This is a genomic window from Nakamurella sp. UYEF19 (assembly GCF_040546275.1).
Taxonomy (GTDB): domain Bacteria; phylum Actinomycetota; class Actinomycetes; order Mycobacteriales; family Nakamurellaceae; genus Nakamurella.
The window spans coordinates 35002-49876 of record NZ_JBEPNO010000016.1 but is presented as its reverse complement, the minus strand read 5'-3'; the positions used below and the strand labels follow the sequence as shown (position 1 = coordinate 49876).

General features: G+C 69.2%; 13 protein-coding genes and 2 riboswitches. Of the genes, 1 reads left to right on the top strand and 12 read right to left on the bottom strand.

Features of this window, described 5'->3' with window-relative positions; genetic code table 11:
- Window positions 1-43: 43 nt before the first annotated feature.
- Both pspM and ABIB25_RS19650 read right to left on the bottom strand, forming a co-directional pair.
- Complete coding sequence (gene pspM / locus ABIB25_RS19655) at window positions 44-898, bottom strand: phage shock envelope stress response protein PspM (protein WP_354530210.1); 855 nt, start codon at window positions 896-898, stop codon at window positions 44-46.
- Window positions 898-1707 carry a PspA/IM30 family protein gene (locus tag ABIB25_RS19650; RefSeq protein ID WP_354530209.1) on the bottom strand — a complete coding sequence of 270 codons (810 nt, stop codon included), beginning with the start codon at window positions 1705-1707 and terminating at the stop codon, window positions 898-900. Before ABIB25_RS19650 ends, pspM begins: the two co-directional genes overlap by 1 nt.
- A 423-nt stretch (window positions 1708-2130) precedes the next feature.
- On the opposite strand from ABIB25_RS19650, the gene ABIB25_RS19645 reads away from it, so the two are divergent.
- The gene (locus ABIB25_RS19645; protein ID WP_354530208.1) at window positions 2131-4098 is read left to right on the top strand and encodes a VWA domain-containing protein; all 1968 of its coding nucleotides are present in this window, start codon (window positions 2131-2133) and stop codon (window positions 4096-4098) included.
- Window positions 4099-4267: 169 nt separating this feature from the next.
- Here the strand turns inward: ABIB25_RS19645 and ABIB25_RS19640 are convergent, their stop codons facing one another.
- The 10 genes from ABIB25_RS19640 to gcvH form a co-directional block, all read right to left on the bottom strand.
- Complete coding sequence (locus ABIB25_RS19640; protein ID WP_354530207.1) at window positions 4268-5158, bottom strand: hypothetical protein; 891 nt, start codon at window positions 5156-5158, stop codon at window positions 4268-4270.
- Between the two features lie 64 nt (window positions 5159-5222).
- A complete protein-coding gene (locus ABIB25_RS19635) occupies window positions 5223-6110 on the bottom strand; it encodes a hypothetical protein (RefSeq protein ID WP_354530206.1) in 888 nt (295 codons plus the stop codon).
- 23 nt (window positions 6111-6133) lie between these two features.
- Window positions 6134-9040, bottom strand: coding sequence for an aminomethyl-transferring glycine dehydrogenase (gcvP, locus tag ABIB25_RS19630; RefSeq protein WP_354530205.1), 2907 nt, complete (start codon window positions 9038-9040; stop codon window positions 6134-6136).
- Between the two features lie 105 nt (window positions 9041-9145).
- Window positions 9146-9273: riboswitch (glycine riboswitch) on the bottom strand.
- Window positions 9274-9372, bottom strand: a riboswitch (glycine riboswitch).
- 35 nt (window positions 9373-9407) lie between these two features.
- On the bottom strand, window positions 9408-10721 hold the full coding sequence (locus tag ABIB25_RS19625) for an MFS transporter (protein WP_354530204.1): 1314 nt from the start codon (window positions 10719-10721) through the stop codon (window positions 9408-9410).
- Between the two features lie 26 nt (window positions 10722-10747).
- Complete coding sequence (locus ABIB25_RS19620) at window positions 10748-11275, bottom strand: MarR family winged helix-turn-helix transcriptional regulator (protein ID WP_354530203.1); 528 nt, start codon at window positions 11273-11275, stop codon at window positions 10748-10750.
- 235 nt (window positions 11276-11510) lie between these two features.
- A complete protein-coding gene (locus ABIB25_RS19615; RefSeq protein ID WP_354530202.1) occupies window positions 11511-12053 on the bottom strand; it encodes a MerR family transcriptional regulator in 543 nt (180 codons plus the stop codon).
- Between the two features lie 351 nt (window positions 12054-12404).
- Window positions 12405-12926 carry a bifunctional nuclease family protein gene (locus ABIB25_RS19610; RefSeq protein WP_354530201.1) on the bottom strand — a complete coding sequence of 174 codons (522 nt, stop codon included), beginning with the start codon at window positions 12924-12926 and terminating at the stop codon, window positions 12405-12407.
- A gap of 195 nt (window positions 12927-13121) precedes the next feature.
- Entirely contained in the window at window positions 13122-13847 is a 726-nt protein-coding gene (gene ftsR / locus ABIB25_RS19605; protein WP_354530199.1) for a transcriptional regulator FtsR, read from the bottom strand.
- Entirely contained in the window at window positions 13844-14224 is a 381-nt protein-coding gene (odhI, locus tag ABIB25_RS19600) for an oxoglutarate dehydrogenase inhibitor Odhl (protein ID WP_354530266.1), read from the bottom strand. Before odhI ends, ftsR begins: the two co-directional genes overlap by 4 nt.
- A gap of 243 nt (window positions 14225-14467) precedes the next feature.
- Window positions 14468-14851: a glycine cleavage system protein GcvH gene (gcvH, locus tag ABIB25_RS19595; protein WP_354530198.1), complete on the bottom strand. Its 384-nt coding sequence runs from the start codon at window positions 14849-14851 to the stop codon at window positions 14468-14470.
- Between the last annotated feature and the right edge of the window lie 24 nt (window positions 14852-14875).

Genomic DNA, 14875 nt, shown 5'->3' with positions numbered 1-14875 from the left:
CTAGCCGGGACCGACCCCAGGAACCGGATTCGGCAAACAGGTGCTAGGAAGGGCCGCCAGGACGAGCATGCAGGGCGATCTCCTGCATGCCGACGGTGAGCGCCTCCAGCCGGTCGGTCGGACCGCTGAGCCCCGTGGCGGCCACATCGAGCTGGGCCGACGCCGCAACGGTCTCGGCGGCTGCTGCCACCAGCCTGCCGTACTCCTGCACACCGGCCCGGATCCGCCCCGCGAGCTCACCGGAGGAGGCGTCCAGCCTGGCGCGGGCGGAACCGGGACCGGCCGAGGCGGCCTTGCGCACACCGGTGAACTCCTGCGCCTGACGACGCAGGACGACCTCCGCAGTGTCTGCCGCGGCGATCACCTCACGGCCGAGGTCGGTCGAACCGGAGCGTTGGTCCAACATCGGGACCAGCTGCCGCAATCGGTCGGAATACGAGTCGAGGTGGGCGATCTCGCCGCGGATCGGCGCGGCCACCGGCCGGCGACCAGGCTGCGGCGGCGGCAGGGCGGCCAGCACCCTGGAACGGGCCCGCACATCGCGGACCGACCGGATCACCCCGAGCAGGCACCAGATCACCAGCGCGGCGACCAGGATGAACGAGAAGACGGCCGACGCCGTCACACCGTCGTTGACGATTCCGATGGTCAGGGCCGCGCCGCCGGCGACACCGACGACCGCCCCGGCACCCCAGATGTTCGCGCGGCGCACGGCGGCCTTCCGGCGGCGCACCGCGGCTTCGGCTGGATCACGGCGCACCCGGAGAAACTCCGACGCCGAGGCGCCGACCTGGCCCGCGGCCTCGACCCCCCGTGCGAGGGCGTCGGCCGGGCGCCGGCCTGCCGCCCCTTTCAGGACAGAGTTGCGCAGGGCCCTGACGACGGGGTTGACGCCCATCAGGCCTGTTTGTTGATGTCAATCCCGGGAGAGGCAGGGGCCGCCGTCGTCGACTGGTCGATGGCGCGGGCCTGCCCACCCGAGAGCTCGGGGTGGAGCTGGGCGCGGAGCTGGTCCAGACGGGAGGCGCCAGCCATGTCCAAGGTCGACTTCTGCACCTCGAGCATCCGGCCCTCGACCGAGTTCTGGCTCAGCTCGGCCGAACCGAGCGCGTTGGCATAGCGGCGCTCGATCTTGTCCCTGACCTCGTCCAGCGACGGGGTGTTGCCGGGCGCGGAGAGGGCGGACATCGAGTTCAACGACGCGGAGACCTGCTCCTGCATCTTGGCCTGCTCCAGCTGCGAGAGCAGCTTGGTGCGCTCGGCGAGCTTGGTCTGCAGGGCCATGGCGTTGTTCTCGACGGCCTTCTTGGCCTGCTCCGCAGACTGCAGCGCCTGGTCGTGCATGGTCTTCAGGTCGTCCATGCCCTGCTCGCTGGCCACCAGTTGGGTGGCGAGCGTCGTTGCGGTCTGCTCGAACTGCGCAGCCTTGGCCGTGTCGCCCTTGGCCCTGGCGTCGTCGGCGAGCACCAGTGCCTGACGCGCCTGCGACTGCAGTCGCTCCACGTCGCCCATCTGCCGGGTCAGCTTCATCTCCAGCTGACGCTGGTTGCCGATCACCGCGGCGGCCTGCTGGGAGAGTGCGGCGTGCTGGCGTTGTGCATCCTCGATCGCCTGCTGGATCTGCACCTTCGGATCGGCGTACTCGTCCACCTTCGACGAGAACAGCGCCATCAGGTACTTCCATCCTTTGACGAATGGGTTGGCCATCGCTGGAGTCCTCTCTCAATCGCTTCCCGATCGCATTCCCCGGAGCGGAAGGCATCGGCGGAACGCATAGCCGGTCGGGCGGCACCCGCCACCGTTACTTCACCATCTTGTACTTCACCATCGTGTCAGGTGATCCTTCCAGCTTCCACCTTCCACCCCGGTCAGCGGGTAATTTCCACCCCGGTCAGCGGGTAATTTCCGGAGGATCCCGGAGCCGGGACAGGGTTCACCCCGGCCGCGAGGGGCCGCTCCGGGCCGCTGAACCGTCGTTCTCACGGTTAGAGTTGGCAGCCAGAGCCGGATTCGGCGGCCACGACCGGATGGAACCAGCGTCATCAGGTCCTGTACCCGGGTCCGGCCGGGACATCCAGCGGGACGGCCGGCACTGGACGCCGGGGCAGTCAGGCACGGACAGGAGATTCGATGGGGCGTCACGCCGATGCCGGTGGCCGACGGCGGGTAGCAGCGTGGCCGATCGTCGTCGCGGTCGTCGTCCTGCTCGTTGCGGCTCTCACCGTCGGGTACTTCGTCGTCCTGGACAGGAACAAGGACGTCGCGGCCTGCACCGGTAACACCGTGCTGGAGGTCACTGCCTCTCCGGGCGCGGGTCGCGCGGCGACGGACGCCGCCGCAGCGTTCAACGCCACCAAGCCGGTCGCCAGGTCCACCTGCGTGTCCGTCGTCGTGAGCGTCACCGACGGCGCTGTCGCAGCGTCCGCGCTGGCCGCAGGCTGGAAGAACCAGCCAACTCCCGCCCCGGCCCTCTGGGTGGTCGACTCGGCCTCTGATGTCGCTGCTGTCGACGCGAGCAACTCCGCCATGACGGCCGGCCACACGAACAGCAGCCTCGCGATCTCCCCCGTCGTCCTGGCGGTTCGGGCTGCCCCGACCGGCGCTGCACCGACCTGGTCTTCGCTGGCCACCGGGTCAGGCACGGCGCTCGTCCTGGCGATGCCCGATCCCGTCACCAACCGGGCGTCGAATTACGCCCTGGAGTCCCTCGTGGCCGCCTCGACGGCCAATCCGGACGACAAGCCGTTGGACGCCGCGGCCGTGACCGGGGCGTCCTCGCTGCTGGCCCGCCTTGCCTCGTCGACACCCGCACCGCCGGACAAGACCGCCGTCGCCCTCACCGCTCTCGCCGCCGGACAGGCGACGTTCGACGCCGTTCCGGTCGTCGAGTCCGATCTCGCCTCGTTCAACACCGCAAACCCCCCTGGTCTCGCGGCCGTCTATCCCGCAGGCCCCACCGCCCACGACGAGATCATGGCCATCCAGCTCACCGCGCCCTGGGTGAGCGACGCGATGTCCGACGCCGCCGCGGCCTTCGACGCGTACCTCGGTGATCCAGCCGGAATCGCCATCCTGACGAAGGACGACCTGCGGACCAGCGCGACCCCTGCCACGGCACCCGGAGTCGACCTGCGCAGCACGGTGACCGCCCTGCCGGAGGCCAAAACCGAGGTACGCACCGCACTGCACGCAGCCTGGGCGACGGCCAGGGGGTCGTCGCCGACCGCCAGTTCGCCGCCTCCCGCCTCGAGTGCTCCAGTGCCGAGTTCACCCGTGTCGAGTACACCCGTGTCGAGTCCTCCCGCCTCCAGTGCTCCCGTCCCGAGTGCACCGGCCTCGAGCGCCACGACGGCCACCGGCCCGACCGGTTCGACGACCTCCGCGCCCACCTCCCCGACCACGAAGTCGACCCCTCCGACGTCTGCGGGCACTGCACCGACCAAGGCCAGCAGCGCGCCCACCACGCGGACGACACCCACCACCCCGACCACACCGGCCGCCCCGACGACGCCGGTGATCACCCTGGTGCTGGACACGTCGGGGTCGATGGACACCGTCGAGGGCGGTCAGCAACGGATCACCTGGATGCGTGAGGCCACCACCGCCGCACTGGCCAAGAACCCGCTCGACTTCTTCGGCCTGTGGTCGTTCTCGACCCAGGACGGTGCTGCCGGATACCAGAAGTTGGTCCCCACCGGTGCGCTGACCGACCAGATCGGTGGTGGCACGAGGGCCGCGGTCATCAACACCTCCGTGACCGGGCTGTTCCCCGGCGGCAACAGCTGGACCTACGGCACCATCCAGGCCGCGTACACCGACGCCGTGAACAGCGCGGTCGCGGGCCGTCCGAACAAGGTGATCGTGGTGACGGATGGCGCGGACACCACACCCGGCCTCACCCGCTCAGCCCTGAAGAGCACCATCGCCGCCCTGGCCGGGCAGAACAAGAATGTCGGGCTCTACATCATCGGACTCTCCGGCGATGTCAACGAGGCGGCCATGACGGAGATCGCCCAGGCCGGCGGGGGGAACTACACCTCGCTCGGCTCGTTGGCAGACCTGGCGCCCGCCCTGCAAACGCTGACATCCACCGGCTGACCGGGAGTTCCGTCAGCCGGGGAAGTTTCGCCAGCCGGGGAAGTTTCGCCAGCCGGGGAAGTTTCGCCAGCCGGGGAAGTTTTGCCAGCCGGGGAAGTTTTGCCAGCCGGGGAAGTTTCGCCAGCCGGCGAACGCTTCCAGCCGGCGAAAGCGTCAGCCGGCGAAAGCGTCAGCCGGCGAAAGGAAGTGGCCCGGCCCCGAGACCGATCAGGGACCCGACCAGCCGGCCCGGCCCAGTGACAACTGCTGCGCAGGTGGTGATGTCGTGCGTGACGGTGACGATCCGCAGTGCCCCCGCATAGGTCGGGTCCCCCGTGCGCAGCAGGCGGACGGCCAGCGATCGGCATGACTGCTGCAGGCGGTCCTGAGCCACCGAGCCGATCGGAAGGCCGGCCCACCCCAGCTGTTCGGTGCTGTGGGGCCGGGAGCATGGCACCAGCGACGACTCCCGCAGATCTGCCGTGGCCGAGCAACTGCCGTACTCGGCCGGCGCGAGGCCGGTCCGCAGCGCTGCGCGGATCGAGCCGGTGTAGGCGGCGAGGGTGAGCGGGCGCACCACACATGCCGACCACCCGCGCCCGACGGCCTGCTGCAGCAGATCCGCCCCGATCCGCTGGCCGCGAACACGCAGGTCCGGATGCCACTGGATGGCCTCGCCCGGATCGGACACCACCGTCGGGAGCCTGGCCACGCCGTCGTCGGCGACCAACCCGGCATATCGCGAGGCGGCTGCCCAGCAGTCTCCGGACGTACCCATCAACGCGCCGATCGTCTGGTCGGAACCCGACCGCCGCCCGGCGCTGACGGAGACGATCTCGCCGACGATGCCGACCGCATTGACGCAGGGGCCGAGCACCACCGAGACGTCGGTCGTCAGCCCGGAAGTGATCGACAGGGACGGATCCGGGGCCGAGAGCACGCAGTCGCCGGGGCGGGGCGGACCGGGCACGGTGATCGCCACCGCGGTTCCGGCCATTTGCGGGCGGAGAAAGGCATGGCCGGTCAGCACAGCGAGCATCGCCAGCACCACGACGAGAGAACCCGTCCGACGACCGGTCATCCACCGATGCTAGACCTCGTTGTGACGTGCATCACCGATGAGAGATCGGGCGGCAGGACGCGCCTCAGTTGGCGAGCGGCAGCGGCCGCGTCCCGATCCCCATCAGTGACCCGGTCAGTCGGTTCGACCCGGTCACCGTCGCCGAACACAGCAGCACCTGCGGGCCGAGACCCTGCGCGACCACCTGGATTGCCAACGGATCACCGGCGGTGACCGCGCGGCCGGCCATCATGGTGCGGGCGTACTGCCGGCAGGAGGCCGTCAGGACCGTTCGTTCGGCGAGTGCTGGACCCGGGGCCGCGCCGGACGCCACTCCAGTGGCGAGCAGCTGGCTCTGGTGCGGCTGGTCGCAGGGAATCAGCTCCGTGGCCATGCTGACGCCGCCCGGCCAGCAGAGCCCGAGGGCGACGGGCAGCGGACCGTGCGCGAAGGCGCCGCGCAACGATCCGGAGTAGCGCGACGTCGCGCCCGTCACCACGCAGGCTGACCACTGCTGACCGGCGGCCGCCTGCCGGGCGTCCGGCCCGATCTGGTCGGAGCCCGAACCGAGTCCCGGCTTCCAGGTGATGCCGTCGACGGTGCGGGTCGCCGGCACGGCGAGGTAGCCGATGGTGCTGGTAGCACAGGCTTTCGCCCCGGTGACGTAGCTGTTGATGGTCGCGTTGGCCGGCTCGGATCCGGTCGGGTCGACCGACACCACCTCGCCGACCATCGGGCCTGCGCAGCTCCCGATCGTGCCGGTCGGCAGCTGCAGTGCCGAGGCCTGCGAGTAGACGACGGACGAATCGGCGATGCCGGCCATCGAGGCAAGGCAGTCACCCGGTACGGGCGGTCCCGGGGCCGGGGCTGCCACCGGCACACCGACGACGGTGCGCCCGAGGGCGGCCGGTACCACCAGGGCGCAGGTCAGCACCCCCACCAGCAGCAGCGCACCCGCCAGCCGTCGGTCCATGCCTGCGACGGTACTGGCCCTCGCTACGCATACGCCTCGATCGGTGGGCAGGAGCAGACCAGGTTCCGGTCCCCGAACGCCCCGTCGATGCGAGCGACGGGCGGGAAGTACTTGCGGGCCGGCACCACACCGGGCGGGAAGACCGCTTCGGCGCGGGTGTACGGGTGGTCCCACTCACCCGCGAGCGACTCCGCCGTGTGCGGGGCGCCGCGGAGCGGGTTGTCGGTGACCGGCCAGACCCCGGAGCCGACCTTGTCGACCTCGCCCTTGATCGCGATCATCGCGTCGCAGAAGCGGTTGATCTCCGCCAGGTCTTCGCTCTCGGTCGGCTCGACCATCAAGGTGCCGGCCACCGGGAACGACATGGTCGGTGCGTGGAAACCGTAGTCCGCCAGTCGCTTTGCCACGTCGTCGACGGTGACGCCGGTGGTGGCCGTCATCGGGCGGAGGTCGAGGATGCATTCGTGCGCGACGAAACCGGTGGCGCTCGTGTAGAGCACCGGGAAGTGCTCGTCGAGCCGCCGGGCGATGTAGTTCGCCGAGGCGATGGCGGTCAGCGTGGCCCGCCGCAGTCCGTCCGCGCCCATCATCCGGATGTAGGCCCAGGAGATCGGCAGGATCGACGCCGAACCCCACGGCGCCGCCGAGATGGCCCCGATCGATCCGAAGGTTCCGGTGTCGTTCAGCCCCAGCGGGTGGCTGGGCAGGAACGGCGCGAGGTGCGCCGCGACCGCCACCGGACCGACGCCGGGGCCACCGCCACCGTGCGGGATGCAGAACGTCTTGTGCAAATTGAGATGCGAGACGTCGCCGCCGAACTCGCCCGGACGGGCCACCCCGACGAGCGCGTTCAGGTTGGCCCCGTCGACGTAGACCTGACCGCCGGCACCGTGCACCAGCGCGGCGAGATCGGTGATGGTGTCCTCGAAGACGCCGTGCGTCGACGGGTAGGTCACCATGATCGCCGCCAGGTTGTCGGCGTGCTGCGCCACCTTCGCACCCAGGTCGGCCATGTCGATGTTGCCGCCGTCATCCGTCCCGACGACGACCACCTTCATGCCCGCCATCACGGCCGACGCGGCGTTGGTGCCGTGCGCAGAGGCGGGGATCAGGCAGATGGTGCGGTGCTCGTCGCCCCGCGAGCGGTGGTAGGCACGGATGGCAAGCAGCCCCGACAGCTCACCCTGCGAACCGGCATTCGGCTGCAGCGAAACCGCCGCGTAGCCGGTGATCTCGACCAGCCACTTCTCCAACTGGTCGACGAGTTCCAGCATGCCGGTGGCGTCTTCCAGGGGAGCATAGGGATGCAGACCGGCGAACTCCGGCCAGGTCACCGCCTCCATCTCGGTGGTGGCGTTCAGCTTCATCGTGCAGGAGCCCAGCGGGATCATGCTGCGGTCCAGCGCCAGATCCATGTCCGACAGCCGGCGCAGGTACCGCAGCATCGCAGTCTCCGAGCGGTGCTCGTGGAAGACCGGGTGCGTCAGGAACTGAGAAGTTCTGGTCGGTGCGTCACCCTCGGGAACCCAAGGGGCGTCGGTGGTCTCGGCGCCGAAGCTCTCGACGACCAGGCGCAGGTGCTCCGCGGTGGTCTTCTCCGAAACGCTGACCTGGACGGCGTCCTCGCCGTCCGCCCAGAGGTTGATGCCGGCCTGACGCGCTGCGGCGACGACGGCCCGCGCCCGTCCGGGGACCAGCGCACGCACGGTATCGAAGAAGTGGGCGTGCTCGACGGTGATGCCACCGGCTTCCAACGCGGACGCGACCTGACCGGCCTGCAGATGGATCTTCTGGGCGATCTTGGTCAGACCCTCGGGGCCGTGGTAGACGGTGTACATCGAGGCGATGACGGCCAGCAGCACCTGGGCGGTGCAGATGTTCGACGTCGCCTTCTCGCGGCGGATGTGCTGCTCACGGGTCTGCAGGGCGAGCCGGTAGGCGGGGTTGCCGGCGGCGTCGTGGGAGACGCCGACCAGACGGCCGGGCAGTTGCCGCTGCACGTCGGTGCGGACGGCCATGTAGCCGGCGTGCGGACCACCGAACCCGAGCGGGACGCCGAGCCGCTGGGTCGAACCGACGGCGATGTCTGCGCCGATCTCACCCGGCGGGCGCAACAGGGTGAGTGCGAGGAGGTCGGCGGCGACTGCGACCTTGGCCTCGCGGCTGTGCGCCTCGGCGATCAACGCCTGCTGGTCGCGCACGGCCCCGGAAGCACCAGGGTAGGACAGCAGCAGACCGAAGAAGTCGCCGACCGGCAGAGGTGAGTCAGGGGCGGACAGATCGCTGACGACCACCTCGATGTCGAGCGGTTCCGCCCTGGTCCGGATGACGGCGATGGTCTGCGGCAAAGTGTCGGCGTCGACCACGAAGCGGTTGGACTTGGAGCGGGCGGTGCGGCGCATCAACGTCATCGCTTCGGCAGCCGCAGTGGCCTCGTCGAGCATCGAGGCGTTGGCGATGTCGAGACCCGTCAGGTCCGAGACGGCCGTCTGGAAGTTGAGCAGCGCCTCGAGGCGACCCTGCGAGATCTCCGGCTGGTACGGCGTGTATGCCGTGTACCAGGCCGGGTTCTCCAGCACGTTCCGCTTGATGACGCCAGGGGTGATGGTGTCGTGGTAGCCGAGACCCATCATCTGCACCATCGGACGGTTCTTGGCCGCGAGCGTGCGCAGTTCGGTCAGCGTCTGCGTCTCGGTGGCCGGCTCAGGCAGGTCGAGCGGCCGGCCGAACCGGATGCCGGCCGGGACGACGGCGAGTTCCAACGCGTCCAGATCACGTTGATCGAGGGCCTCGAGCACCGCCGCGAGGCCGGGTTCGTCGACCCCGATGTGGCGGTCCGCGAAGCTCTCCGGGTCCAGTGGGGACGATCGCGAGAAGTCGGTGTGTGCCGCCGCGGGATGCGCGAGCTGGGGGTGATCGATCGGGGCCATGTCGACCTGCCGTTCTCGCAGCTCGGAAGGCTGCGTGCCGATGACGGGAAAACCAGGACACCACGTCACTGCGTCGGTCCGGGCCGGGGCCAGGGCACAGTCACGCCCTCCCCCTCTGTCATCGGTACCTGAGAGCTTCCACGCCGCCGGTCCCTGCTCCACGGAGCAGAAGATCGGCAACGCTTGCCCCTTCGGCGAGCCCACGCCTGGCGCGGGCTTCTTTCCAGAGGTGTCTGTCCCTCGCGGTCCGTTCGGCCTGAGAGTTTGGTGGGGAGATTTGCTCCTTCGGCGCCCGGCGAACTGCAGTGTCCGGGCTCTCCCGCGGGGGGTCAACGACACTGGTCACGCTACCAGCGACGCTTGCGGGTCAGGCGTTCTGCTGGACCAGCGTGACGTGGCGTTCGGCACCCTTGTGCAGGTCGACGTGCACCGTGATGCCGGTACTCCGGGCGGCCAGCACGGCGGTGCCGACGGACGCGAGCACGCAGACGATCCCGGAGATCACCAGGGCCAGGGGCGCACCCCACTTGTCGGTGATGGCCCCGACGATCAGGGACCCGAACGGCGTCCCGCCCATGAAGACGAGCATGTAGAGGCTCATCACCCGGCCGCGCAGCGCCGGGTCGGTCCGGAGCTGCACGGTCGAATTGGCCAGCGTGTTGAAGCTGACCGAGAACAGTCCGGTGAGGACGAGGAGACCGACGAAGATCCACAGCCACGGCGTCACGCCGAGCAGGATCAGCATCACGCTGAAGGCCGCCGAGGTGCCGAACAGCAGGCTCATCCGACCGGTGGTCCGGCGGGCCGCGAGCAGCGCGCCGACGACCGAGCCGGCGGCCATCGCCGTGTTCAGCAGCCCGTAGAGGTCGGCCCCGGAGTGGAAGACGTCCTTGGTGTACGCCGACAGGATGATCGCGAAGTTGTAGCCGAAGGTGCCGACGAAGAATACCAGCACGATGGTCCAGAGGAGCTGCGGCTGGTGCCTCACGTAGCGCAGACCCTCCCGGATCTGACCGGGCCCGCGCTGCGGTCGGGGTTGGGGCTCCAGCTCGGACGTACGCATCATGGCCAGCCCGGCTATCACGGCGAGGTACGTCAGGGCGTTCAGGGCGAAGGCCCACCCCGACCCGACGAGGCTGATCACCACGCCGGCCACGGCCGGGCCGAGCATCCGCGCGAGCTGGAAGTTGCCCGAGTTGAGGCTGACCGCGTTGCGCACCAGCTCGTGCGGGACCATCTCGTTGACGAACGTCTGGCGGGACGGGTTGTCGACCACGGTGGCCAGGCCGAGGCCGAGAGCGATGACGTAGACGTGCCAGACCTGGACGTGCCCGCTGAGCGTCAGCACCGCGAGGACCACGGCCAGCAGACCCATGCTGGCCTGGGTGATCAGCAGCAGCCGGCGCTTGGGGTAGCGGTCGGCAATCAGGCCGCCCCACAGGCCGAGCAGCAGCATCGGCAGGAATTGCAGGGCCGTGGTGATACCGACCGCGAGTGGCGAGTTGGTGATCTCCAGGACCAGCCAGTCCTGGGCGATCCGCTGCATCCAGGTCCCGGTGTTGGAGACCACCTGGCCGGAGAAGAAGAGCCGGTAGTTGCGCACCCGCAGCGCTGCGAACATCGTGATCCTGGCGGCCTCCTGGGTCTCCACTGCCGGCGATTGGCCGTCCTGCGGATCCATCTGGGAACAATTGATGACGGACCGGCTCACGCGAGTTCCGCCAGTCTCGTCAGCGCCGCCGCCGCCGCGGCGATGGCCAGTTGGTCGTCGCGGTCGAGCCGCCCCACCTGCTGGGTGAGCCATGCCGTCCGAACCGCACGCGACCGTTCGACGAAGTCGTCACCGGCGGGCGTACGGGACACCAGCACCTGACGCCGGTCCCCCGGATCCGGATCCCGACGGAGGAATCCGCGTGCCTCGAGCCGCTCGATGATGCGCGTCATGGACGGGGGTTGGACGTGTTCGGACTTGGCCAGGTGACCCGGGGTCATCGGGCCGGCGCGGCCGACCCGGCCCATCACCGCGGCCTCGGAGGGCGACAGCTCGTCGCCGGCCTGCTGGTGACGGAGGCGGCGGGCGAGGATCAGGACGGCGCCGCGGAGGGCGGCCACGTCCTCGACCGCGATCTCGGCTGACGCGAACTCCGCTGCCGCGATCTCCGCTGCCGCCATCTCCGCGCTGGCGGTGGGTACGACCGGGTCTTCGATGACCGGGATCGTCATGCTGGTGCTCATATCTTTAGGTTACCTCATTAGTAGCCTTGCTCATTAGTTTTCCTCATGGTTCGTACCCGGCACTGTTTCCCGTCGGGGCCCCGGAGGCGAGTCGGTTGGCTTGACCGCGCCACCCTGCACCTGCCGAAGAAACCCCCCGGCACCGAGTGGGCGCCGGGGGGCGGGGTGGTGAAGCAGGAGGGGTGGTGAGGCACGAGTGGAGCAGCCCGGGATTCGATGCCGCTCCGGAGGAACTTCAGCCGGCGGTGCGGGCCTGACGGCGGCGGGACAGTTCGTCGTGGGCGACCGGGACCACCCGGTCACCGTCGACGCGCTCGGCCGGGAACTCCGCCAGCGTCCCGGTGACGTCACGCATGGCTCCGCCGACCGCGATGCCGAACACACCCTGACCACCCTGGAGCAGGTCGACGATCTCCTCCGCCGAGGTGCACTCGTAGACGGTCGCACCATCCGAGAACAGCGTCACGCCGGCGAGATCCTCGATCCCGCGGTTGCGCAGGTGCTCCACCGCCACGCGGATGTTGTGCAGCGACACCCCGGTGTCCAGCAGTCGCTTGACCACCTTGAGCACCAGGATGTCGGTGAAGGAGTAGAGCCGCTGGGTCCCGGAACCGGTGGCGTCCCGCACTGTCGGAACCACCAGCGACGTCCTGGCCCAGTAGTCGAGCTGCCGATACGTGATGCCGGCCGCCTGACATGCGGTCGTGCCGCGGTACCCGACGAATTCGTCGGGTACCGACTCGTCCGGAAAGAGCGCGCCCTGCTCGCTCTCGCGCATTGCGCCCACCTTCCTGGTTTCGTCCGGACTCCGGCGCGGAGCTGAACTGGTCGTGAAGCCTCGACCGCATCGCTCTGTCCCCACCGGCAGGTGCCGGTGGAGGAGGATCCGATCCGCACACCTGGCCGGGTCGAATCACAAGCGCGTGACTTGTCCCTGACGGTAGGCGTGCGACGGGCCAGGGTCAACGGCCTCCGCGGCGTGTCCTCAACCTTCACTTCAGGGTTAGGCCACTTGCCCGCGCTTATCATCTTCGTCCGCGCTCATCAACGTGCACGAAATGGGACCGGAGGGACAGGAAGAGACGACTTCATGAGCGCCGTGGAAGTTGATAAGCGCGACACCAGCCGGTCAGGACTTGTCGAAGTCCTCGGGCGAGACGGAGTCGAGGAACTCGCGGAAGCGCTCGACCTCGTCCTCGGCGTCCTCGGGTTCACCCTCCTCGGCACTGAGGGCGTCATCCACGTCCTCTTCCGATTCTTCGGGGACGACCACCCCGGCCTCGGCCAGCACGGCATCGTCGACGAACACGGGGATGCCGGCGCGGACGGCGAGCGCCACCGCGTCGGACGGACGGGCGGACACCGTGGTGCCGTCGTCGAAGGCCAGCTCACCGAAGTAGGTGCCCTCGCGGAAGTCGACCACCCGGACCTGCTCGACCTTGCGGCCCAGGGCGGTGATCACCTGTCCGAGCAGATCGTGGGTCAGCGGCCGGGCCGGTCGGACACCCTGCAGGTGCATGGCGATCGCGGTCGCCTCGACCGAGCCGATCATGATCGGGAGGCTGCGCGGTCCGGAGACCTCGGTGAGCATCAGAATGGGCTGCGAATTCGGCATCTCGACATGGACGCCGACGATGCGCATCTCGATCATCTCGGTGTGCCTTCCTGATTCGTCCTGCGCCCATCCACCTACTGCAACTACCCATTCGCGAACGCTACACGGAGCACGATCCCGGCGAGTACGGACAGCCGGACTTCGCTCACGGCGGAAGCACTTCACGCCTGACGAGCGACACGCCGCGACACACCCGCAACCGAAATGCGACAACCGGGGATCGAGCAGTCGTCAGATCCCGAGCTCGCGGCGCAGCCCGGCCTTCACCAGCAGGGAGTGCAACCTCAGCACGGTCGCTGCGACGGAAGCCGCAGCCGCTCCGGCGCGCTCGCGCGCATCGGGATCCTTCTGGCGGGCCTGCGCCGACACCAACTGGGCGACGAGTGCCGACTCCCGCTCGGCGGCCGTGCGGAACGGCCGCAGATGACGCGGCTCGAGGCCGGCGGCGAGGAGTTCGGCGACCGTGGTCGCGATCACCGCCGCATCGGCGTCGAAATAACCACCCGTGCCCGGGGCGAGCAACCCGAACTGCTCCAGTTCTGCGAGGTCGCTGGCCTCCAGCCCGGATTCGGCGAGGAGTTCGGCCTTCGTCAACCGGATCTCGGGCGCCGGAGCGAAGTCGCGGGCGCTCGGTCCCTGGGTGGAGACGAGCGCGCGGGGCAGCCGGGGGCTCGGGGTGGCCGGCTCGAGCCCTCGATCGATGGCTTCGAGGTGTTCCTTGATGACCTTGAGCGGCAGGTAGTGGTCGCGCTGCGCGGCGAGCACGTACCTGAGTCGTTCGACGTCCGCGGCAGAAAATTGCCGGTATCCCGACGGCGTGCGGTGGGGGGTGACCAGACCTTCCGATTCCAGGAAGCGGATCTTTGAGATCGACACGTCGGGGAACTCGGACTTCAGGCGGCCCAACACGGACCCGATGCTGGCCACTCCGGTCCAGGGGAGGCCTGCTGCCGTCATGACCCGGTGTCGCCCACCGGCTGGCTCCCGGTCAGGAAGACCAGGCGGAACTTCCCGATCTGCACCTCGTCACCGTTCGACAGGGTGGAGGACTCGACCGGCTCGCGGTTGACGTAGGTGCCGTTCAGCGATCCGACGTCGGACACCTCGTAGCCCTCGCTGGACCGTCGGAATTCGGCGTGCCGACGCGACACCGTGACGTCGTCCAGGAAGATGTCGCTCTGCGGGTGGCGTCCGGCGCTGACGACCTCTTTGTCCAACTGGAAGCGCGACCCGGCGTTGGGGCCTCGCTTGACGACGAGCAGCGCGGAACCGGTGGACAGCGACTCGAGACCACCGAGCCCTTCCTCGGTCACCTCGGCCTCGCCACCGAACAACCCCGTGGAGAAGACCGTGGTCGAGTCGGACACATCGGCCGCCCGCGGGGGGACCGACGGGGACTCGCGCTCACTGCTGGTCACTCGGCACTCCTTCGTCAGAAAGATCCTGGGTAGTTCATCGCTGCGGGGTCGCCGGTCACCCTGCGCCGACTTACCGTGATCAGTTGCAGACGACCGTACCGTGCCCGGCGTTGCCGGCACACCCGGATGACGAAGTGCTGTGCGGCCGGTCGCAGGCGATCAGGCCTCGCCGGTCAGCTCCGCGTAGGCGGAGGCGTCGAGCAGGTCGGAGAGCTCGCCCGGATCGGACAGCTGCACCTCGATCATCCAACCGTCGCCGTAGGGATCGGCGTTCACCAGCTCGGGCGTGGAGTCGAGTGCGTCGTTGCGGGCGAGGACGGTGCCGGATACCGGCGCGAAGATGTCCGATACGGACTTGGTCGACTCGACCTCGCCGATCGAGTCGCCCGGGCTGACGGTGCTGCCCGGTTCGGGCATCTGCACGAAAACGATGTCACCGAGCGAGTTCTGCGCGTAATCGGTGATGCCGATCCGCACGGTGTCCTCTCCGGAGCTCCTGATCCATTCGTGGTCCGAGCTGTAGTGCAGGTCCTGCGGGATCACGGCGTTCCGGCCTCTCTTGTCGAA

Coding starts and splice junctions, on each gene's coding strand:
- gcvP (WP_354530205.1), bottom strand. CDS start 9,040: ATGGCCCCGATCGATCACCCCCAGCTCGCGCATCCCGCGGCGGCACAC.
- pspM (WP_354530210.1), bottom strand. CDS start 898: ATGGGCGTCAACCCCGTCGTCAGGGCCCTGCGCAACTCTGTCCTGAAA.
- ABIB25_RS19615 (WP_354530202.1), bottom strand. CDS start 12,053: ATGCGCGAGAGCGAGCAGGGCGCGCTCTTTCCGGACGAGTCGGTACCC.
- ABIB25_RS19650 (WP_354530209.1), bottom strand. CDS start 1,707: ATGGCCAACCCATTCGTCAAAGGATGGAAGTACCTGATGGCGCTGTTC.
- ABIB25_RS19610 (WP_354530201.1), bottom strand. CDS start 12,926: ATGATCGAGATGCGCATCGTCGGCGTCCATGTCGAGATGCCGAATTCG.
- ABIB25_RS19625 (WP_354530204.1), bottom strand. CDS start 10,721: ATGGATCCGCAGGACGGCCAATCGCCGGCAGTGGAGACCCAGGAGGCC.
- ftsR (WP_354530199.1), bottom strand. CDS start 13,847: ATGACGGCAGCAGGCCTCCCCTGGACCGGAGTGGCCAGCATCGGGTCC.
- ABIB25_RS19620 (WP_354530203.1), bottom strand. CDS start 11,275: ATGAGCACCAGCATGACGATCCCGGTCATCGAAGACCCGGTCGTACCC.
- ABIB25_RS19640 (WP_354530207.1), bottom strand. CDS start 5,158: ATGACCGGTCGTCGGACGGGTTCTCTCGTCGTGGTGCTGGCGATGCTC.
- ABIB25_RS19645 (WP_354530208.1), top strand. CDS start 2,131: ATGGGGCGTCACGCCGATGCCGGTGGCCGACGGCGGGTAGCAGCGTGG.
- ABIB25_RS19635 (WP_354530206.1), bottom strand. CDS start 6,110: ATGGACCGACGGCTGGCGGGTGCGCTGCTGCTGGTGGGGGTGCTGACC.